The organism is uncultured Deefgea sp. (assembly GCF_947072475.1).
GTDB lineage: Bacteria > Pseudomonadota > Gammaproteobacteria > Burkholderiales > Chitinibacteraceae > Deefgea.
On record NZ_CAMTIA010000013.1, the window covers coordinates 60156 to 77134 of the forward strand.

Here is a 16979-nt window from a genome sequence, read left to right on the forward strand (position 1 = left end):
CCGCGTTGATTGCAAACCATCATTCAGCCAAACCTTCATCCAAACAGATTTTGCCAAGTGGCTTGTACCGATTGCAGATCGTTTTCCAGTGGCGCAATCATGTCCGGCGTGAGCGGTGTGCCGTTCAGGCGATTGATGTGCTGTAAGCGGCGCAGTGCGCGGTAGGCGATGCGGGCATGCTCAGCCGCGTGGCTGCTGATTAAGCCATGCTGGGCGGCGGTATCCAGTAGTGCGATATTGCCCAGATTGGCGGTAAGCGCCGGAATGGTCGCTGAATACGCCAAAATCAAAAATTGCATAATAAATTCAATATCCACAATCCCGCCGCGTAAATGCTTTACATCCACGGCGCTGGCGGGATGGGTTTCAAGAATTTTCTCGCGCATTTTTTTGACTTCGGCTTTGAGCGAATCAATGTCGCGCTCAAGGCAAATCACCGCGTTACGAATCAGCGTGAATTGTTGACCAATTGCGGCATCCCCCGCGCAGTAGCGAGCGCGAGTAAGGGCTTGATGCTCCCAAACCCACGCTGAATTGCGCTGATATTGCTCGAAGGCATCAATACTGGAAACCAGTAGTCCCGATGTGCCATTGGGGCGCAAGCGTAGGTCAATATCGTAAAGCTGACCGGCTGAGGTCATGCTGGTGAGCCAGTTGACCACCCGCTTGGCAAAGCGCGCGTAGATTTCGCCCGCGTTGGGGTGTTCGTCCTCGTATAAAAACACCAGATCTAAGTCTGACGCGTAGCCCAATTCTTTGCCCCCTAATTTGCCGTAACCAATAATGGCAAACAGCGGTGTGTCGCGGTGGGTATTGGGCATTTCGCGCCAGACTTCTTCGATCGCCACCGATAAAATCAGATCGGCTAAATCAGACAAATGATCCGATAGCGTTTCTAACGGCAGCAGCTCAGCCAAGTCTTGCGACACTAAGCGAAAAATCTGCGTGTGTTGAAAATGCCGTAAGCAATCCATCTTGGCTTCGGTGTCATTTTTGAGCTGGCGTATCTCTTGCCGAAGTTGCTCGCCTAATTTGCCCCAGTCGGGGACTTGATGCAGTAAGCGCGAATCAAGGAGTTCATCAAGCAAGATGGGGTGGCGAGTGAGGTATTCAGACACCCAAGGGCTGGCGCTATACAGCGCCGCGAGCCGTTTTAACGCCTGTGGGTGTTCTGCCAGCAGCGCCAAGTAAGACTCGCGGCGGCCAATGGCCTCGAGTAAGTCCAGTAAGCGCGTGAGGGTAATGTCGGGATTGCTCACTTGGGCGGAGATGGTAATGAGTGACGGTAAAATCGCGTCCAGTCGTTGTCGGCAGCGATCGGGCATTTGCCGATATTTGCTGCTGTCGTGTAAAGCATTGAGTCGACGTTGGATTTCGAGTGGTTTGGCAAAGCCCAATGCACTTAATCGACTGGTGTCTTCATCGAGATATTGGTCGATATGCGTTTCGGTATTGCTGCCATTGAGTGTGTTTTGCTCAGGAAGGGCGAAAATTAGTTCAAATTGCGCGGTGACACGCGCGCGATGTGCGTCGAGCGTGGTTTTGAACTGTACCCAATCGCCAACGCCCTGCTGGGCAAACCCCATGCTCAATGCCAGCCGCGCTTGATCGTCGCTTTGCGTGGGCAGCATTTGGGTCTGCGCATCGTCTAAATACATAATTCGATGCTCGACATTGCGTAAAAACACATATGCCGCTTGTAGCTGGCTGACGATGTCGGCAGGCAGCGTGCCTTGCTGTTCCAGCTCGTTGAGGATGACTTGCGTGGGTCTTTGTTGCAAAGTCTTGGTGCGCCCGCCACGGATCAGTTGGAATACTTGGCCGATAAATTCAATTTCGCGAATGCCGCCCGGCCCCAGTTTGACGTTTTCAAAGCGATCTTTGCGCGCCACTTCACGGCGGATTTGGCTGTGTAGCTCACGCATGGAGTGATAAGCGCCGTAATCGAGGTATTTTCGATAAATAAACGGCGTGACTAAGCTCATTAAGCCGGCGGCGTCGCCACTTAAGGCGCGGCCTTTAATCCACGCGTATCGCTCCCACTCGCGCCCTTGGGTGAGTAAGTAGTTTTCTAAAGCCGCAAAGCTGCTGGCCAAGGGGCCAGAGTCGCCAAAGGGCCGCAAACGCATGTCAACTCGAAACACAAAGCCATCCGCGGTGGTGTCGCCAATGATGCGAATCAGTTTTTTACCAATTTGGGCGAAATACTCATGGTTGCTAATGGGCTTAGTGCCATTGGTTTGACCGTCTTCGGGATAGACAAAGATTAAATCGATGTCGGACGAGACATTGAGCTCACGCCCTCCGAGTTTGCCCATGCCAACAATAATCAGTTCTTGCACCGTGCCGCTGTCTTCGCCAATCGGCAGGCCAATGCGCTCGGTGGCTTGGCTGACAAATTGCAATGCGTGGCTAAGCGCCACCTCAGCTAAGTCGCTGGTGGTGGTGACCACTTCATTTAAGTCGGAGAGATGGTTGATTTCTCGGGTGATCAAACGGGCCATGACCGCTTGGCGCAAGCTGCGTAATTGTTGGCTGAGCTGCTCTTCTGTTTGCGGTGCGGGCAGTTGATCGAGCATCGCTTGGCGGCTAAAGGGCTGATCGAGGTGTAGCGTGGTGATTTCGATGAGCTGCGGATGGCGAACAAACAGATTGGTGAGGTAACGGCTATGTTGGCGTGCGGCGACAATGGCAGGGTGGATGAGTGGGGTATCGGTCATAGGGTCACTTTTGGGCAAATTCGCAAGTTTGTATCGGGCGCTATGGGCTTATTGCTTGATATGAGCGACTTAAGGCTGCGTCTAGTGTGATGCGGGGCATAGACGGCGGCAAATCTTTGCGAGAAATGCCGAGCGAAGCGAAATGCCGCTTTGGAATCAGGGTAAAATAGCGTTCTTGTGCGTAACCCTAGCATAGCCGAGCCTGTTTGGGCGCTTTCCCCTTTTTGAATTTGGACGTTTTTTAGTGCGCCGCATCAAACTTGCTTTAATTCATCTTCCGCATAGCCTCTTTCGATGGCTAAAGCGGCTTGCGTTGGCCTTTGTTTTGCTCTTGCTGATTGTGGCGAGTGCTTGGCAGTTTTGGTTTATGCCGCGATTGAATGATTATCGGCCTTGGCTGATGACCCAGTTGACGCAGGCCACGGGCGTGCCAGTGTCTATTGGTCAAGTCAGTGGCAGCTGGCATGCCGGGCGCCCTCAATTGATGGTGCGTGATTTTGCTGTGGGTAAAAATCGCCAAGCACCCGATCTGCACTTCGCGGCGCTCAGTGCCACTTTGTCGATGCGGTCTTTGTTGTTAGGGCGAATTCAATTTCAGCAAATTGTGCTGCAATCGCCCTTGCTCGATATTCGTCGCTCTGTGGATGGGCGTTGGTGGATGGGCGGTGTGGTATTAAGCCAACATAGTGACGCATCGAACGACGCGAGTATGCTCAACTGGCTATTGGCGCAAAATGAAATTGTGATTGAACAAGGGCAACTCCGCTTTAGCGATGCGCAGGGTCAATATCCTAGTTTGCTGCTCAGTCAGGTGGATTTTTTTACCGATCAATTTTTAGGGACGCACCGCTTTGATTTGGCTTTAACACCGCCAGCCAGTGTGGGGCCACGGATTCAATTGCAAGGACGCTTGAAGGGCGCTGATGTCGGGCAGTGGCAGCAATGGTCTGGTTGGCTCAAATTGCAATTACCTGAAAGTAATCTCATCCAGTTTATGCCGTGGCTGAATGCCGTAATGCCTAAAGCCTTGCAACTGCAACGTGGCGTAGGGCATTTAAATTTGCGCGTCGATTTAGCGCAAGGCCAGTTGCAGTCGGTCGAGGCCGATTTGGGCGCGCGCGATTGGCAAATGCGTGATCAAGATACCGCTACCCTGTATCAGTTGCCCAAGCTCGATGCTGTTGTCTTCTGGTCAGATACCCCCAAGGGCAAAACTTTAAAAATTAATGGTCGGCAAATTGTCTCGCCGTCTGGGGTATTGTGTACCTCGTGTAATTTGACGTATAGCCAAACCAAAGCTGAATCCGCTGTGCAGTTAAAGCAGTGGCAGCTTGCTGGTTTAAATGCGTATCTGCCGTTATTAAAGTCATATTTGAGCCATGGGGTTATGACGCAATTGAGTAGTGCTCCCGCAGAGGTGGGTGGGCTCATTCAAGAAGCCGAGCTCAGTTGGCAAGGCCCATTGTCCGCGCCAAAGGCATTGGCTGGACGTTTTGATGCGCAAGCGCTGGTGCTGCATCATCCTGATTTGAATGTCGGGCCGGTTAATCTGACAGGGCAGTGGCAAGACCAAGGCGGGCGGCTTGATGTGCAGGGGCGCAATACCGAATTTAATTACCCGGCGCAGTTTGTTGATCCGATCGTGCTCAACGAGCTCAGTACCCGCATCGATTGGCAAAAAACGGCGCAAAACTGGCGTTTTGACCTGCAGGATTTTTCAATGATGAATCCGGCGATTCAGTTGAAATTAAATGGTCGCTATGAAGGGCCAAGTTCAGGCTTGGGGAAGGTCAAAATATCGGGGGATATCGCGCATCTGTCGGCCAATCAGGCGTATCGCTATTTGCCCCGCATCTTGGGTGACGATGTACTTGATTGGTTAAAGCAAGCTTTGTTGGCTGGGGATGCTAGTCAAGGTCGAATTATTTGGCAGGGCGATGTGGCGGGGTTTCCATATCATAAAGGCTCGGCCGATGCAGCCAAGGGAAAGTTTGCCATTTATGCCAAAGCGGCCGATGTCACGCTGAACTATGTACCCGGTTGGCCGGTGATTGAGCATATCAATGGTGATTTGGCGTTTGAAGGTTTGGCCATGAGCATTAACGCATCGGCCGGCGAAATCTCAAAAACTCGTTTAAGTGGCGTGCGGGTTGACATCCCGAATCTAGAGCAAGATCAGCATATTTTGGTGAGCGGTCAGGCGAGCGGGCGTACGCATGACTTTTTGTCTTTTGTCGCCAATAGCCCGGTGAAAGACAGTACCCAAGGATTTTTGGATACCTTGGAAGCGGATGGCGATGGCACGCTGGATTTAAAGCTCGATATGCCCATGATGCAGATTGACGACACGAAGGTGAGTGGTCGTTATCGGTTTAAGCACAATCAATTACGTTTTGGTGGGGCGATTCCGGTACTGAATGCCGCCACTGGTGAGGTTGAGTTTTCTGAATCGGCGATTAAAGTGCCGTATGCGCAGGCCAAAGCGCTTGGCGGTACGGTTAAATTATTGGGCTCGAACGATGTGAATGGCGCTTTGCTATTGAATTTAACCGGTGACGCGGCAATGGGGCAGATTGCCGCCGCTTATTTGCCAGCACTACAAACGCAGATTTCGGGGCAAAGTCAGTATCAAGCACAGCTTAGAGTCGCACCTCAGCAATTTGATATCTCGGTGAGTAGTGATTTACAAGGTGCTAAAGTCAATCTGCCTGCGCCCTTGGGGAAAAATGCCGCGCAAACTCGCGCGCTGTCGGTCAAGGCCAGTGGCGGCGCGTTAAACCATCAATTGACTTTTTCTTTGGGTAATTTGTTATTTGGCAAAATGCAAAGTCAGCAAGCCAGTGTGGCGAGCGAGCCTAAAGTGCAGATGGTGATTGGTTTAGGCAATGAAGTTCGCCCACTGCCCGAGAGCGGTATCGTGGTCACGGGCAGTTGGCCGAAAATTGGCGTGGAGGAATGGTTGGATTTTGTTGAGAAAATGTCGTCCTCAGCGCATGTGACTGCTCGTGGCGCAGGCAGTAGTGGTTTGCCGCCTTTGGTGGTGAAAGATTTAAGCTTTAAACAAGTGAATGCATGGGGGCGTTTGTTTAATGGCGTGACCCTCAGTGCCAAGCCGGTGGCACAGCGTTGGCAATTGGATTTGGAGAGTAAAGAGCTGGCCGGAAAAATCAACTGGCACGCGGCCAATCGTCAGCTTAATGCAAAACTAAGCAAGTTATGGCTGCCTTTTGCGACGGAGCAAATCACTTATCATCCGGTGCTGACACCGGTTCAAAGCAGTAGTGCGGTGGATGCACCCAATGCTTGGCCGCAGCTTAATTTGGATGTGGCTGATTTACGCTATGAAAAAATCGAACTCGGTCATTTGAACGTCATGGCCTCACCGCAAGGCGCGGCACTCAATATTGAACAATTACAACTCAAAAATAACGACGGCGATTTGAATTTAAACGGTGTTTGGTCGCAAAAAGACGGTAAAAACCTAACGCAAGGGCAAGTACAACTGACTTCGCCGAATCTGGGGCGTTTATTGACCCGTTTTGGTTATCCGGAGTCGATGACGATGGCGCCACTCAATTTTGGCGGCAATGTTCAATGGCAAGGGCCGCCTTGGTCGCCCAAACTCAATTCAATGCAAGGGCAGTTTAAAATTGACGTTGGCGCGGGGCAGTTTTTAAAAATTGATCCGGGCGCGGGGCGTTTTTTAACGGTACTGAATTTGCAGGCGATTCCTCGGCGCTTAAAACTCGATTTTGAAGATTTAATTTCGCAAGGCTTTGGCTTTGATCGAATTACTGGCGACGCCACCATGCATCAGGGCGTGGCCAAAACTAAAAACCTGACGATTGATGCCCCGTCGGCGCAAGTGCGGTTTAAAGGCGACGCTAATTTTGTCGCTGGCACGCAAGACATCGTGGTGCGTATTGTGCCGGCTGTGGGCGACGCGGTGGCTTTGGGGGTGGCGGCGATTAATCCAATTGCCGGTTTAGCGACCTTTGCCGCGCAGCGCTTGTTTGATCAAAACCCATTGGGCGAATTGGTCGCCTTTGAATATCAAATCAGCGGCTCGATGCGTGATCCACAGGTGAAAAAATTAAATTAATGGGTATGTCTTGGTAGGCAATACTTAATCAGTCTTTTGCGGCAATACCTATGGAAAAAAATACGGAGGTATCCATGAAGTCGGTTCAGGTTGGTGCAATTCAAATGATTTCTGGCCCCGTGGTGACTGACAATTTACAGCGCGCCAAACTGCTGATTGCCAAAGCCTCAGAGGCCGGTGCACAGCTGGTGCTGTTGCCCGAATATTTTGCGATGATGGGGCAGACCGATCAAGACAAGTTGGCAATACAAGAAACCTTTGGCGCGGGGCCGATTCAAGATTTTCTGGCCAGCGCCGCGCGTGAACACGGTATTTATCTCGTGGCCGGTACAATTGCATTGCGCTCAGAGCAGGCGGCAAAGGTTAAAAATAGCTGTCTGGTGTTTGATCCGCTCGGGCAGTGTATTGCGCGCTACGACAAAATTCATTTATTTGGTTTTGATAGTGGCGTTGAGCAGTTTTGTGAAAGCAATACCATTAGCGCTGGGACGGAGGTGGTGGCGTTTGACACGCCATTTGGTCGTGTCGGTTTGGCGGTTTGTTATGATTTACGCTTTCCTGAGTTGTTTCGCCAGGTGGACGGTGTCGATATTTGGCTCTTACCCGCGGCGTTTACTGCGACTACCGGCCGCGCGCATTGGGAAGTATTGCTGCGCGCGCGGGCGATTGAAAATCAATGCTTTATCATCGCTGCTGATCAAGGCGGCGAGCATCCTAGCGGTCGAACGACCTATGGGCATAGCATGATTATTGATCCGTGGGGGCAAGTGCTCAATTGTCTACCCAGTGGTGAAGGGCTGGTGCTGGGCGAATTAAAGGCCAGCCAGATGCAGCGAGTTCGCAGCAGTTTGCCCGCTTTGTCGCATCGAGTATTGTCATTGCCGGTAGCCGATTAAGCCGCGCTGGATGGTAATGATTGGGTTGGCTGTATTTCAGAGCGATTGCGATTGAAATTGTTCGTACTTTTTTGGGTCTTTCATGGACAATCGCTTTTACTGAGTCGTTTAAAATTTGCAGGCTTGTTTTTGATTGCAAGGCCTTGCCGACTCGCTGCGCCACGACAATTTAAACACCCTATTTAAAAGTGAAACCCAATGACCGTTTTTGCCTTAGCTGAACAGCAATTACTAACCCCATTTAATTTGGATGAGGCGGCGCTCAGCCAAGTTTTTAGCGACATCATGACGCACAATATTGATTACGCCGATTTGTACTTTCAATACAGCCGCTCGGAAGCGTGGAGTTTGGATGAAGGGATTGTAAAGTCAGGTAGCTTTAGCATTGACCAAGGCGTGGGTGTGCGGGCGATTCAAGGCGAAAAAACGGCGTTTGCGTATTCGGACGACATTAGTTTGCCCGCACTGACGCAAGCGGCGTATGCCACGCGAGCGATTGGTCGGCAAGGGGGTGAGGGTATTGCTCGCCATGTCACAAAACATAAAGCGCATCAGCTCTATACCCCCGCAGATCCTATTGCTAGTTTGAACGAAGCGGCCAAAGTGGCAATGTTGGAAAAACTCGAGCAGTTGGCGCGCAGTCTCGATCCGCGCGTGGTGCAGGTGATGGCGAGCTTGGCCAGTGAATACGAGCTGGTGTATATCGCGCGTCACGATGGCCATCGTGCGGCGGATGTGCGCCCAATGGTGCGCTTGTCGATCAATGTGATTGTCGAAGCCAATGGTAAGCGTGAACAAGGCAGTGCCGGTGGTGGTGGTCGTTTTGATTATGGCTATTTTACCGATATGGTCTTGCTCGATTACGCCAAAAAAGCGGTGGATCAAGCGGTGCTTAATTTAGACGCTAGACCAGCGCCGGCAGGGGAAATGACCGTGGTGTTAGGTAATGGCTGGCCGGGTATTTTGCTGCACGAAGCGATTGGCCATGGTTTAGAGGGTGACTTTAATCGCAAAGGCAGCTCGGCCTTTGCCGGCAAAATCGGCCAGCGGGTTGCGGCTCCGGGCGTAACGGTGGTGGATGATGGCACGATGGGTGATCGCCGTGGCTCATTGAATGTCGATGATGAAGGCAATCCAACGCAGCGCACGGTGTTGATTGAAGACGGTATTTTACAAGGCTATCTACAGGACAGTCTCAATGCTCGCCTAATGGGGCAGCCGGTAACGGGCAATGGCCGCCGTGAAAGCTACGCCCACATCACCATGCCACGTATGACCAATACCTTGATGGAAAACGGCGATAAAGATCCGCAAGAAATTATTGCATCGATTAAGCGCGGCCTGTATGCGGTGAACTTCGGTGGTGGTCAGGTGGATATCACCAGCGGCAAGTTTGTGTTTTCTGCGGCTGAGGCATGGTGGGTCGAAGACGGGAAAATGTTGTACCCAGTAAAAGGCGCCACGTTGATTGGTAATGGTCCGGATGTGCTGACTAAAGTGTCGATGCTGGGTAATGATTTGTCGCTCGATCCCGGTGTAGGGACGTGCGGTAAAGATGGGCAAAGCGTGCCGGTCGGCGTGGGGCAACCCACAATGCGAATTGACGGTGGTTTAACGGTGGGTGGTACCGGAGGTTAAGATGGCATTGGTGATTCGTAAAATTGTCGCCGATGAATATCAGCGTGCCGCAGAGGTGGTGCAAACGACTTTTGCGCATTTGGCCGTGCAATATCAGCCACCTGCTGGGGTGGCTACGTTTGCCCGCTTGTCCACTGCCGATGAAATTGCCAGTCGCGATGCGCGGCACTCGGTGACGTATATTGCCTTGATTCAAGATGTGATCATTGGTGTATTGCAGGTGCGATCGTCACAGCATATCGCCATGCTGTTTGTGCTGCCTGAAATGCAAAGTCGCGGCGTTGGCCGCGCTTTAATTAAGGCTGCTGAGCAAGATGCACCGCTGCAAACGGTGAGTGCCAGTGTCAATAGTGTAATGGCGTATATGCGCTACGGCTTTATGCCTTGCGGCGCCGACCAAGTTAGTTCGTCAGGGATTCGTTTTGTGCCGATGCAAAAAGGATGAAGTTTTGATCTACTCAGCCACTTTTATTTTTGATATCAAGCAATTTGACGCTGAATTTCATCAGCTCGATCAGCAGATTGCTCAGGCCGCCAAAGAAACAGAAGGCTATTTGGGCGAGGAGGTTTGGCAAAATGCGGAAAGTGGACGGGTTTGTAATGTGTATTACTGGGCTTCAGACGCAGGCTTGAAAGCGTTGATGCAGCACCCTTTGCATTTGGCGGCAAAGGCGAGGTACTCCGAATGGTTGTCAGGTTATCAAGTCATTATTTCGCAGGTATTGAGAAGTTATGGTGATTCGACAATCAATCATCCTTGCACAGTTGGTTCGATTTAAAACACCCCCAACATCTCTTGGTAAGCTTCGTTCATTTCATGGCTTAAATCGGTGTATTGCGGGTCATTGAGCTCGGTTGGTATAAAGGGCTCGGGTAGGTCTTGTTTGTTGATTTCATCGAGCCCGCCGGCAAATAAGTTGGCGACATAGATTACATCGCTCAGTCGTCTTAATTGTGTGGTCGGAGGGCGTGGTAAGTCGTTGTCTCTGACTGCATCGATGATGTCTTCGGGCAGAGATAAAGTGTCAAGCAGTACGGTGCCGATGCTGTCGTGCCATTGTGCGACTAAATATTCGACAGTTTTGGGCCTTTCGAGTAGTTCTGGATTTCTGCCTGCGCGATCGAGCATAAAAAAAGCGCCTAGATCATGGACTAAACCGGCTAAAAAAGCGAGGTCTGGATTGAGGCGCGGCGCAAGTTGTTTGCACAGTACTCGTGCAATGACGGCGGTTTTTAGGCTGTGTTGCCACCACAATTTTGATTGTGCTTCAAACGGAGCGAGTTGCGCCGAGCGTGAAAGTTGATCCATCGCGCAAGCCAGTGCTGCTGAGCGTGCGACCCCTAAGCCAAGACGGGTGACGGCGTTTTCAATGTTCACAATGGCGCGCCCCGATGGATTGTAGCTCACAGAGTTGGCCAGCTTGAGTAGCTTGGTGGTGATGAGGGGGTCTTTTTCTACCTCGTGCGCAATTTTTTTAATCGAGGCGTTAGGGTCTTTCATCGCTGCGCCAATTTGGATAGAAGCATCAAAGCAAACTGGAAAAATTGTATTGCCATCGAGTTCTTTGGCGATGTCTTCAAGCATGGCGAGGTACTGGTCTCGCAGCTCGGTGCTTGATTTGTTTTCAGTGGCTGTCATGTTCATGGCATGCTGAAACTATGTGGTTGTGGTTGTCGCTTAAGAATAGTAGATATTTAACTGAATAAAGTCTTTGTTGCTAAAAAAATAAGCGCTTTCGCGCGCGAATAATGGCTTATTTACAGTCTTTTTTATGTAAACACCGTAAAATCGCGGATTGTCGCTTTTTAAGGAGTGCGTATGTCGCAAAATAAAATAATTCATGGGTTTCATGCCGTCACTTCGCGCTTGCGGCGTTTTCCGGATTCGGTGCTTGAAGTTTACGTTAATAGTGAGCGCAGCGATCCACGGATGAAAGATTTGCTGAAAACCGTGAAATCGCAAGAAGTGAAGTTGGTTCAGGTTGATGGCGCGCGTTTGGACGGGATTGCCGGTCATGTGCGTCACCAAGGCGTTGCGGCACTGATTGATACTGAAAAAAGCTATTTGTCGATTGAAGATGTGTTGGATGATTTGGATGAACCACCGTTTTTATTGATTTTAGATGGGATTACCGATCCGCATAATTTGGGCGCTTGCCTGCGTGTGGCCGATGCCATGGGCGTACATGCGGTGATTGCCCCTAAAGACAAGTGTGTTGGCGTCACGGCGACAGTGTCTAAAGTGGCGTGTGGCGCAGCCGAAGTCGTGCCGTATGTGATGGTGACGAATTTGGCGCGAACAATTCGCGACTTAAAAGAGCGTGGGATTTGGATTGTCGGCACGGCCGCCGATGGTCAGTGCGATTTGTTCCATTACGGCCAAACTGGCCCGATTGCTTGGGTATTGGGCAATGAGGGCGAGGGCATGCGCCGCTTGACGCGCGAGTTGTGCGATAGCTTGGTATCGATTCCAATGTATGGTTCGGTAGAAAGTTTGAATGTTTCGGTGGCAGCAGGGATTGTGTTGTCTGAAAGCCGTCGTCAGCGCGTGATGGAGAAATAATCGCCGCGATTGAATTGTTGGCATTTGTCGCCAATGATTTTATGGGTATTGCAATGCAGGCTTGATTCAATAAGCGCTGCATTGCAATACCCATTTTTATTGGTTGATTGGCACGATGGTGGTTTCAGGTTGAATGGGCAGTAGCATGATGAGTTTGGCCAGTTGATGCGCCGGTGAAATATGGGTTTCGCTGTACGGTCCAAAAAATGAGCGCTGCTGTGGGTGGTAGGGGGTAAAGGCGTGCTCTGGGTGGCGTAGCAAAAACGCAGTCGCGAGGTGTTGCATGTCTTGGCATTGCTGCGCTTGTGCTTGTGTTTGTTGGGCTAGACTGGCGATTAGTTCGGCTTGATTGGGTGTTTGCTGCGTGAAGTGGCGCTGCGTATTTTGCCAAAAAGGCAGAAAATCAGCTGGATTGGTGTTTGAGCCAAGTAGTATTTGCCAGATTTGAGCTGCAAAGTGCGCCGCACCGATGTCGCCAATATGGAGCCAGCCTTGTGCGATCGGGGCGAGCGTATCGAGTAAAGGCGTGCTGCGCTGCAGGGCGCTGATTGAGCCTGCGGCCGCTAAAATAAAACCATGTTCTGGTGCTTGTGGTGTCGGTAGTGCCAGAAATTCAATGTCAGTTTGGTAGGTTGTTGCTGGCGTGTCAGCGGGGCTTGTGGTGACAAAGGCCAGCGATGTGGGGTGATGGTCGTCGCTACAGTGGTTTAGTTGATAGCGAATGCCTGAATGACTCAGCCGATGGGCAATCAGGGCTTGAAGTGGTTGAGGCGCGACGATGGTGTAATTCATTGCGGCTCCATTGGGCTGCCGTAATTGCTTGGACAGCCCGTATTCACTTATTCGCCTTGGCAATTGCTCAGCAGTTTTTTCAAGCTATCGCCGTCGATAATTTCAATTAAGCGATTTTGAACTTTGATAAACCCTTGATCTTGGAATTTAGATAAGGTCCGGCTGACCGTTTCCAGTTTGAGTCCGAGATAGCTGCCGATTTCTTCACGCGTCATCCGCAGATGAAAGCTGGTCGATGAGTAACCACGAATGGCAAAACGTTGCGATAGATTGAGCAAGAATGCCGCCAGACGTTCTTCTGCTTTCATATTGCCCAGTAGCAACATCACGCCATGGTCGCGAACGATTTCTCGGCTCATGACTTTATATAGATGGCGCTGTAAGAGTGGCACATCGCCGGCTAATTCTTCAATCTCGCCAAAAGGGAGTTCGCATACTTCGCTGTCTTCGAGTGCAATGGCGTCGCAAGTATGAAAGTCTGAACTAATGGCGTCCATGCCCATTAATTCGCCCGACATATGAAAGCCCGTGACTTGTTCGCGGCCGTCTTCAGAGATGACGCTGGCTTTAAAAAAGCCCACGCGAATGGCAAACAGAGATTTAAATGGCTCGCCGGCGCGGTACAGGGCTTCGCCGCGTTTGATGGGGCGAGCTTGCGTGATAATGGCATCGAGCTCTTGCATTTCTTCGGGGTTCAGTCCGATCGGGAGGCATAGTTCGCGCAAGCTGCAGTTAGAGCATGATTGACGAAGGTGGCGAGGAGTCAGTTCGCGTATTTGAATGTTTTGAATCATATAAGGCTCGATGTACGCTTGAATGATAATTTCAGCCGCAGTTGTAAAGCAAAAGCAGCTATCTATAAAGAGGGATGTTATATTTTATCTGATCTAGATCAATTTTTATTCTACAAGTCCATCTTATCCTGCGATCAAAGCAATGTTAACTGGGAAAGATCATGATCTCGAAAAAAATAAACATTATTGCGCCAGCTATTGATTTCGATCGTGAGTTAATTGTGCGCTACGATGGCAAAGGCCCTCGATATACTTCTTATCCGACGGCGGACCGATTTGTGGCTGGACTGAGTCAAGAGGTGCATTCGACTTGCTTAAGTCAGCGCATGCCAGGTGCCTTGTCGATGCCTTTGTCATTGTACTTCCATTTGCCGTTCTGCAATACCATCTGTTACTACTGCGGTTGCAATAAAATAATCACCAAAGACCAGTCTAAAGCGGATGAGTACCTCGATTATCTCACGCAAGAGGTAAAGATGTACGGTGATTTACTGCCGAATCGGCCCAAGGTAAGTCAGTTGCACTTAGGTGGCGGCACGCCGACGTTTTTGTCGCATGCGCAGTTGCAGCGTCTGATGGATGTGGTTAATGCTCATTTCACTTTGCTGGAAAACGGTGAGTATTCAATTGAAATTGACCCACGCAAAGTCGGTGAGGCGACGATTCAACATTTGGCCAATCTGGGCTTTAATCGAATGAGTGTCGGCATCCAAGATTTCAATCCCGAGGTGCAGATTGCGGTCAATCGCGTTCAATCTGAGGCCGAAACGCGCACGGTGATCGAAGCGGCCAGAGCGTATGGCTTTCGCTCGGTGAGTGTGGATTTGATTTATGGTTTGCCTAAACAAACGGCGGCGTCCTTGGCCGAAACGATTGATCGCGTGCTGCTACTCAAGCCTGATCGTATCGCACTGTATAATTACGCGCATTTGCCTGAGCGGTTTATGCCGCAGCGCCGAATCAATGCCGATGAATTGCCGTCGGCAGAAGTGAAACTCGATATTTTGCAAAACTCCATCGAACAGTTAACCCAGGCTGGGTATGTTTTGATCGGCATGGATCACTTTGCGCTACCGAATGATGATCTGGCTGTTGCGCAGCGCCGTGGTCGCTTACAGCGTAATTTCCAAGGTTATTCAACGCATGCCGATTGTGATTTGCTGGCATTTGGCGTGTCTTCGATTGGTAAGGTCGGGGCGAACTACTACCAAAATGTAAAAACATTAGAAGAATATTACGCCAAGCTAGCAGTAAACGAATTTCCGATTGAGCGTGGACTAACCATGAATCGGGATGATGCACTGCGCCGCGCGGTGATTCAGGCTTTGATGTGCCAGTTCGAGCTGTTCTTTCAAACATTTGAAGCCAGTTACATGATTGATTTTGTCGATTACTTTGCCGAAGAGCTTGAATTACTGAAGCCTTTAATTGCGGATGGCTTGCTGGTGTTGGAAGCCGACTCTATCGTGGTGACGCCGAAAGGGCGGATGTTGATTCGTTCGATTGCGATGGTGTTTGATGCGTATTTACGGACAAAAGCGACTAAAGCAAGGTATTCTCAGCTGATTTAATCGTGTGTGACGCGGTATGCTCGAATTAGATTGGCTGGCTTTGTTTTTAGCAGGTTTGCTCGGTGGTGGTCACTGCGCAGGGATGTGTGGTGGCATTGTTGCCGCGTTTAGTGCCAATTTACCCAAAGGCCCAAGGTGGATGTACGACTTGGGCTTTAATTTTGGCCGCTTAGCAGGGTATGTCGCTGTAGGCGCTATATTGGGTGGCGTGGCGAGCTTTACTGCCCTTGGTCAGCTGCAGGTATTAAAATCGACATTGTTTATATTGGCCAATATATTGCTCATCGTTTTGGGCTTATATATTGCAGGTTGGTCGTTGTGGCTCACTCAAGTTGAAAAAATAGGCCAGCCGCTTTGGCGGGTGATCCAGCCGATTTTACGGCGTTTTTTACCGATTCGCTCCGTTTGGCATACGCCATTGATTGGTTTTTTGTGGGGCTGGATTCCTTGTGGTCTGGTGTATACCGCCAGTTTGGCGGCGCTATCAACGGCATCGGCATTCAAGGGTGGGGCAGTGATGTTGGCGTTTGGTTTGGGAACGCTGCCTAATTTATTGTTGATGGGTTTTTTTGCGGCACGTTTTATGCGGGTATTAAATTACCCCGGTGTTCGCCCCAGCTTTGGTATGGTGATTATGGGTTTTGGGGTGTATCGACTATTGAGTTTGATTTGATTTGATTTTTGGATTTGAAAAAGAGCGCCGCGATGCATGCGGCGCTCTTTTTTATTTTTTAGTGGGCGGGGGTATAAGAATGGTTGGTTTGGCCTGGGGGTTTATATCTGGGTAGTCACGACTGTAATGAAGGCCGCGACTTTCTTTGCGGGCCATTGCACAGCGAACGATGAGTTCGGCAGTAATGACCAGGTTGCGTAATTCAATTAAGTCGTTGGAAACACGAAAGTTGCGATAAAACTCGTGAATCTCACTTTTAAGCAACTCAATCCGATGGAGCGCGCGCTCAAGTCGTTTGGTGGTGCGCACGATGCCAACGTAATCCCACATAAAGCGCCGTAGTTCATCCCAATTGTGCGAAATTACCACTTCTTCATCAGGGTCGGTGACCCGGCTTTCGTCCCATTCGGCGACGTGAGGCAGTGTGCGTGGTGTTTGCTGTAAAATATGCGCCGCCGCCGATTTGCCCAGCACCATGCACTCGAGTAGTGAGTTCGATGCCAATCGATTGGCGCCATGTAGCCCCGTGCAAGCCACCTCGCCGACGCCATAAAGGCCAGCTACGTCGGTCTGTCCATTCAGGTTGGTGACCAAGCCGCCGCACGTATAGTGCGCGGCAGGTACAACAGGAATCGGCTCTTTAGTGATGTCGATGCCAAGCTCGAGGCAGCGCAGATAAATATTTGGGAAGTGTTCTTTGACAAAAGCGGCGGGCTTATAGGAAATGTCTAAATAAACGCAGTCAAAACCGCCTTTTTTCATTTCAAAGTCAATGGCGCGCGCCACGATGTCTCGAGGCGCTAGTTCTGCGCGTTCGTCATGTTTGGGCATAAATCGCGTGCCATCCGGTAGGCGTAATATGCCGCCTTCTCCGCGCACGGCTTCGGTAATCAAAAATGATTTGGCGTGGGGGTGGTAAAGGCAAGTCGGGTGAAATTGAATGAATTCCATATTGGCCACGCGGCAACCGGCGCGCCAGCCCATGGCGATGCCGTCACCCGTGGCGACGTCCGGATTGGTGGTGTACAGATAGACTTTGCCCGCACCGCCTGTGGCAAGGACGGTGTGCTGCGCGAGGATGGTTTCTACTTGATCGGCGGTTTTGTTGTAAACATAAGCGCCAATGCAACGATTTTCACTGCTTTTGTCGGTAATTAAATCGACTGCGATGTGTTCTTCTAGTACGGTGATGTTGGGGTGTGCGGCTACTTTGATAGCCAAGGTATCAAT

General features: G+C 50.6%; 13 protein-coding genes. 8 read left to right on the top strand and 5 right to left on the bottom strand.

All coding sequences use genetic code 11. The features are described 5' to 3' along the window. Positions 1–35: 35 nt before the first annotated feature. Positions 36–2720: a bifunctional [glutamate--ammonia ligase]-adenylyl-L-tyrosine phosphorylase/[glutamate--ammonia-ligase] adenylyltransferase gene (gene glnE, locus Q0V82_RS06655; protein ID WP_297573893.1), complete on the bottom strand. Its 2685-nt coding sequence runs from the start codon at positions 2718–2720 to the stop codon at positions 36–38. A gap of 313 nt (positions 2721–3033) precedes the next feature. Between glnE and Q0V82_RS06660 the strand changes: the two genes are divergently transcribed. The 5 genes from Q0V82_RS06660 to Q0V82_RS06680 all read left to right on the top strand — a co-directional run bounded on the left by Q0V82_RS06660 (position 3034) and on the right by Q0V82_RS06680 (position 10135). Further along, a complete protein-coding gene (locus Q0V82_RS06660; protein WP_297573896.1) occupies positions 3034–6822 on the top strand; it encodes a YhdP family protein in 3789 nt (1262 codons plus the stop codon). 74 nt (positions 6823–6896) lie between these two features. Beyond that, positions 6897–7718: a carbon-nitrogen hydrolase family protein gene (locus Q0V82_RS06665; protein WP_297573898.1), complete on the top strand. Its 822-nt coding sequence runs from the start codon at positions 6897–6899 to the stop codon at positions 7716–7718. Between the two features lie 198 nt (positions 7719–7916). Next, the gene (tldD, locus tag Q0V82_RS06670; protein WP_297573901.1) at positions 7917–9356 is read left to right on the top strand and encodes a metalloprotease TldD; all 1440 of its coding nucleotides are present in this window, start codon (positions 7917–7919) and stop codon (positions 9354–9356) included. A gap of 1 nt (position 9357) precedes the next feature. Further along, positions 9358–9801 carry a GNAT family N-acetyltransferase gene (locus Q0V82_RS06675; protein WP_297573905.1) on the top strand — a complete coding sequence of 148 codons (444 nt, stop codon included), beginning with the start codon at positions 9358–9360 and terminating at the stop codon, positions 9799–9801. A gap of 4 nt (positions 9802–9805) precedes the next feature. Beyond that, positions 9806–10135 carry an antibiotic biosynthesis monooxygenase gene (locus Q0V82_RS06680; protein ID WP_297573908.1) on the top strand — a complete coding sequence of 110 codons (330 nt, stop codon included), beginning with the start codon at positions 9806–9808 and terminating at the stop codon, positions 10133–10135. On the opposite strand, the gene Q0V82_RS06685 is transcribed toward Q0V82_RS06680, so the two are convergent. Continuing rightward, positions 10132–11001, bottom strand: a complete 870-nt coding sequence (locus Q0V82_RS06685) for an HDOD domain-containing protein (RefSeq protein ID WP_297573911.1) — start codon at positions 10999–11001, stop codon at positions 10132–10134. The genes Q0V82_RS06680 and Q0V82_RS06685 overlap by 4 nt on opposite strands. A 174-nt stretch (positions 11002–11175) precedes the next feature. Here Q0V82_RS06685 and rlmB point away from each other — a divergent pair, with 174 nt between their 5' ends. After that, positions 11176–11919, top strand: a complete 744-nt coding sequence (gene rlmB, locus Q0V82_RS06690; protein WP_297573914.1) for a 23S rRNA (guanosine(2251)-2'-O)-methyltransferase RlmB — start codon at positions 11176–11178, stop codon at positions 11917–11919. 96 nt (positions 11920–12015) lie between these two features. On the opposite strand, the gene Q0V82_RS06695 is transcribed toward rlmB, so the two are convergent. Together Q0V82_RS06695 and fnr are read right to left on the bottom strand one after the other, a co-directional pair. Then, a complete protein-coding gene (locus Q0V82_RS06695; RefSeq protein WP_297573917.1) occupies positions 12016–12711 on the bottom strand; it encodes a hypothetical protein in 696 nt (231 codons plus the stop codon). A gap of 47 nt (positions 12712–12758) precedes the next feature. Continuing rightward, on the bottom strand, positions 12759–13505 hold the full coding sequence (gene fnr / locus Q0V82_RS06700; protein WP_173534312.1) for a fumarate/nitrate reduction transcriptional regulator Fnr: 747 nt from the start codon (positions 13503–13505) through the stop codon (positions 12759–12761). A gap of 161 nt (positions 13506–13666) precedes the next feature. Between fnr and hemN the strand changes: the two genes are divergently transcribed. Together hemN and Q0V82_RS06710 are read left to right on the top strand one after the other, a co-directional pair. Continuing rightward, on the top strand, positions 13667–15076 hold the full coding sequence (hemN, locus tag Q0V82_RS06705; RefSeq protein WP_297573922.1) for an oxygen-independent coproporphyrinogen III oxidase: 1410 nt from the start codon (positions 13667–13669) through the stop codon (positions 15074–15076). A 16-nt stretch (positions 15077–15092) separates the two neighbouring features. After that, complete coding sequence (locus tag Q0V82_RS06710; protein ID WP_297573925.1) at positions 15093–15749, top strand: sulfite exporter TauE/SafE family protein; 657 nt, start codon at positions 15093–15095, stop codon at positions 15747–15749. Between the two features lie 51 nt (positions 15750–15800). Here Q0V82_RS06710 and nadB read toward each other — a convergent pair. Beyond that, positions 15801–16979 (bottom strand): L-aspartate oxidase (gene nadB / locus Q0V82_RS06715; protein ID WP_297573929.1); only part of this gene is annotated, 1179 nt, incomplete at its 5' end.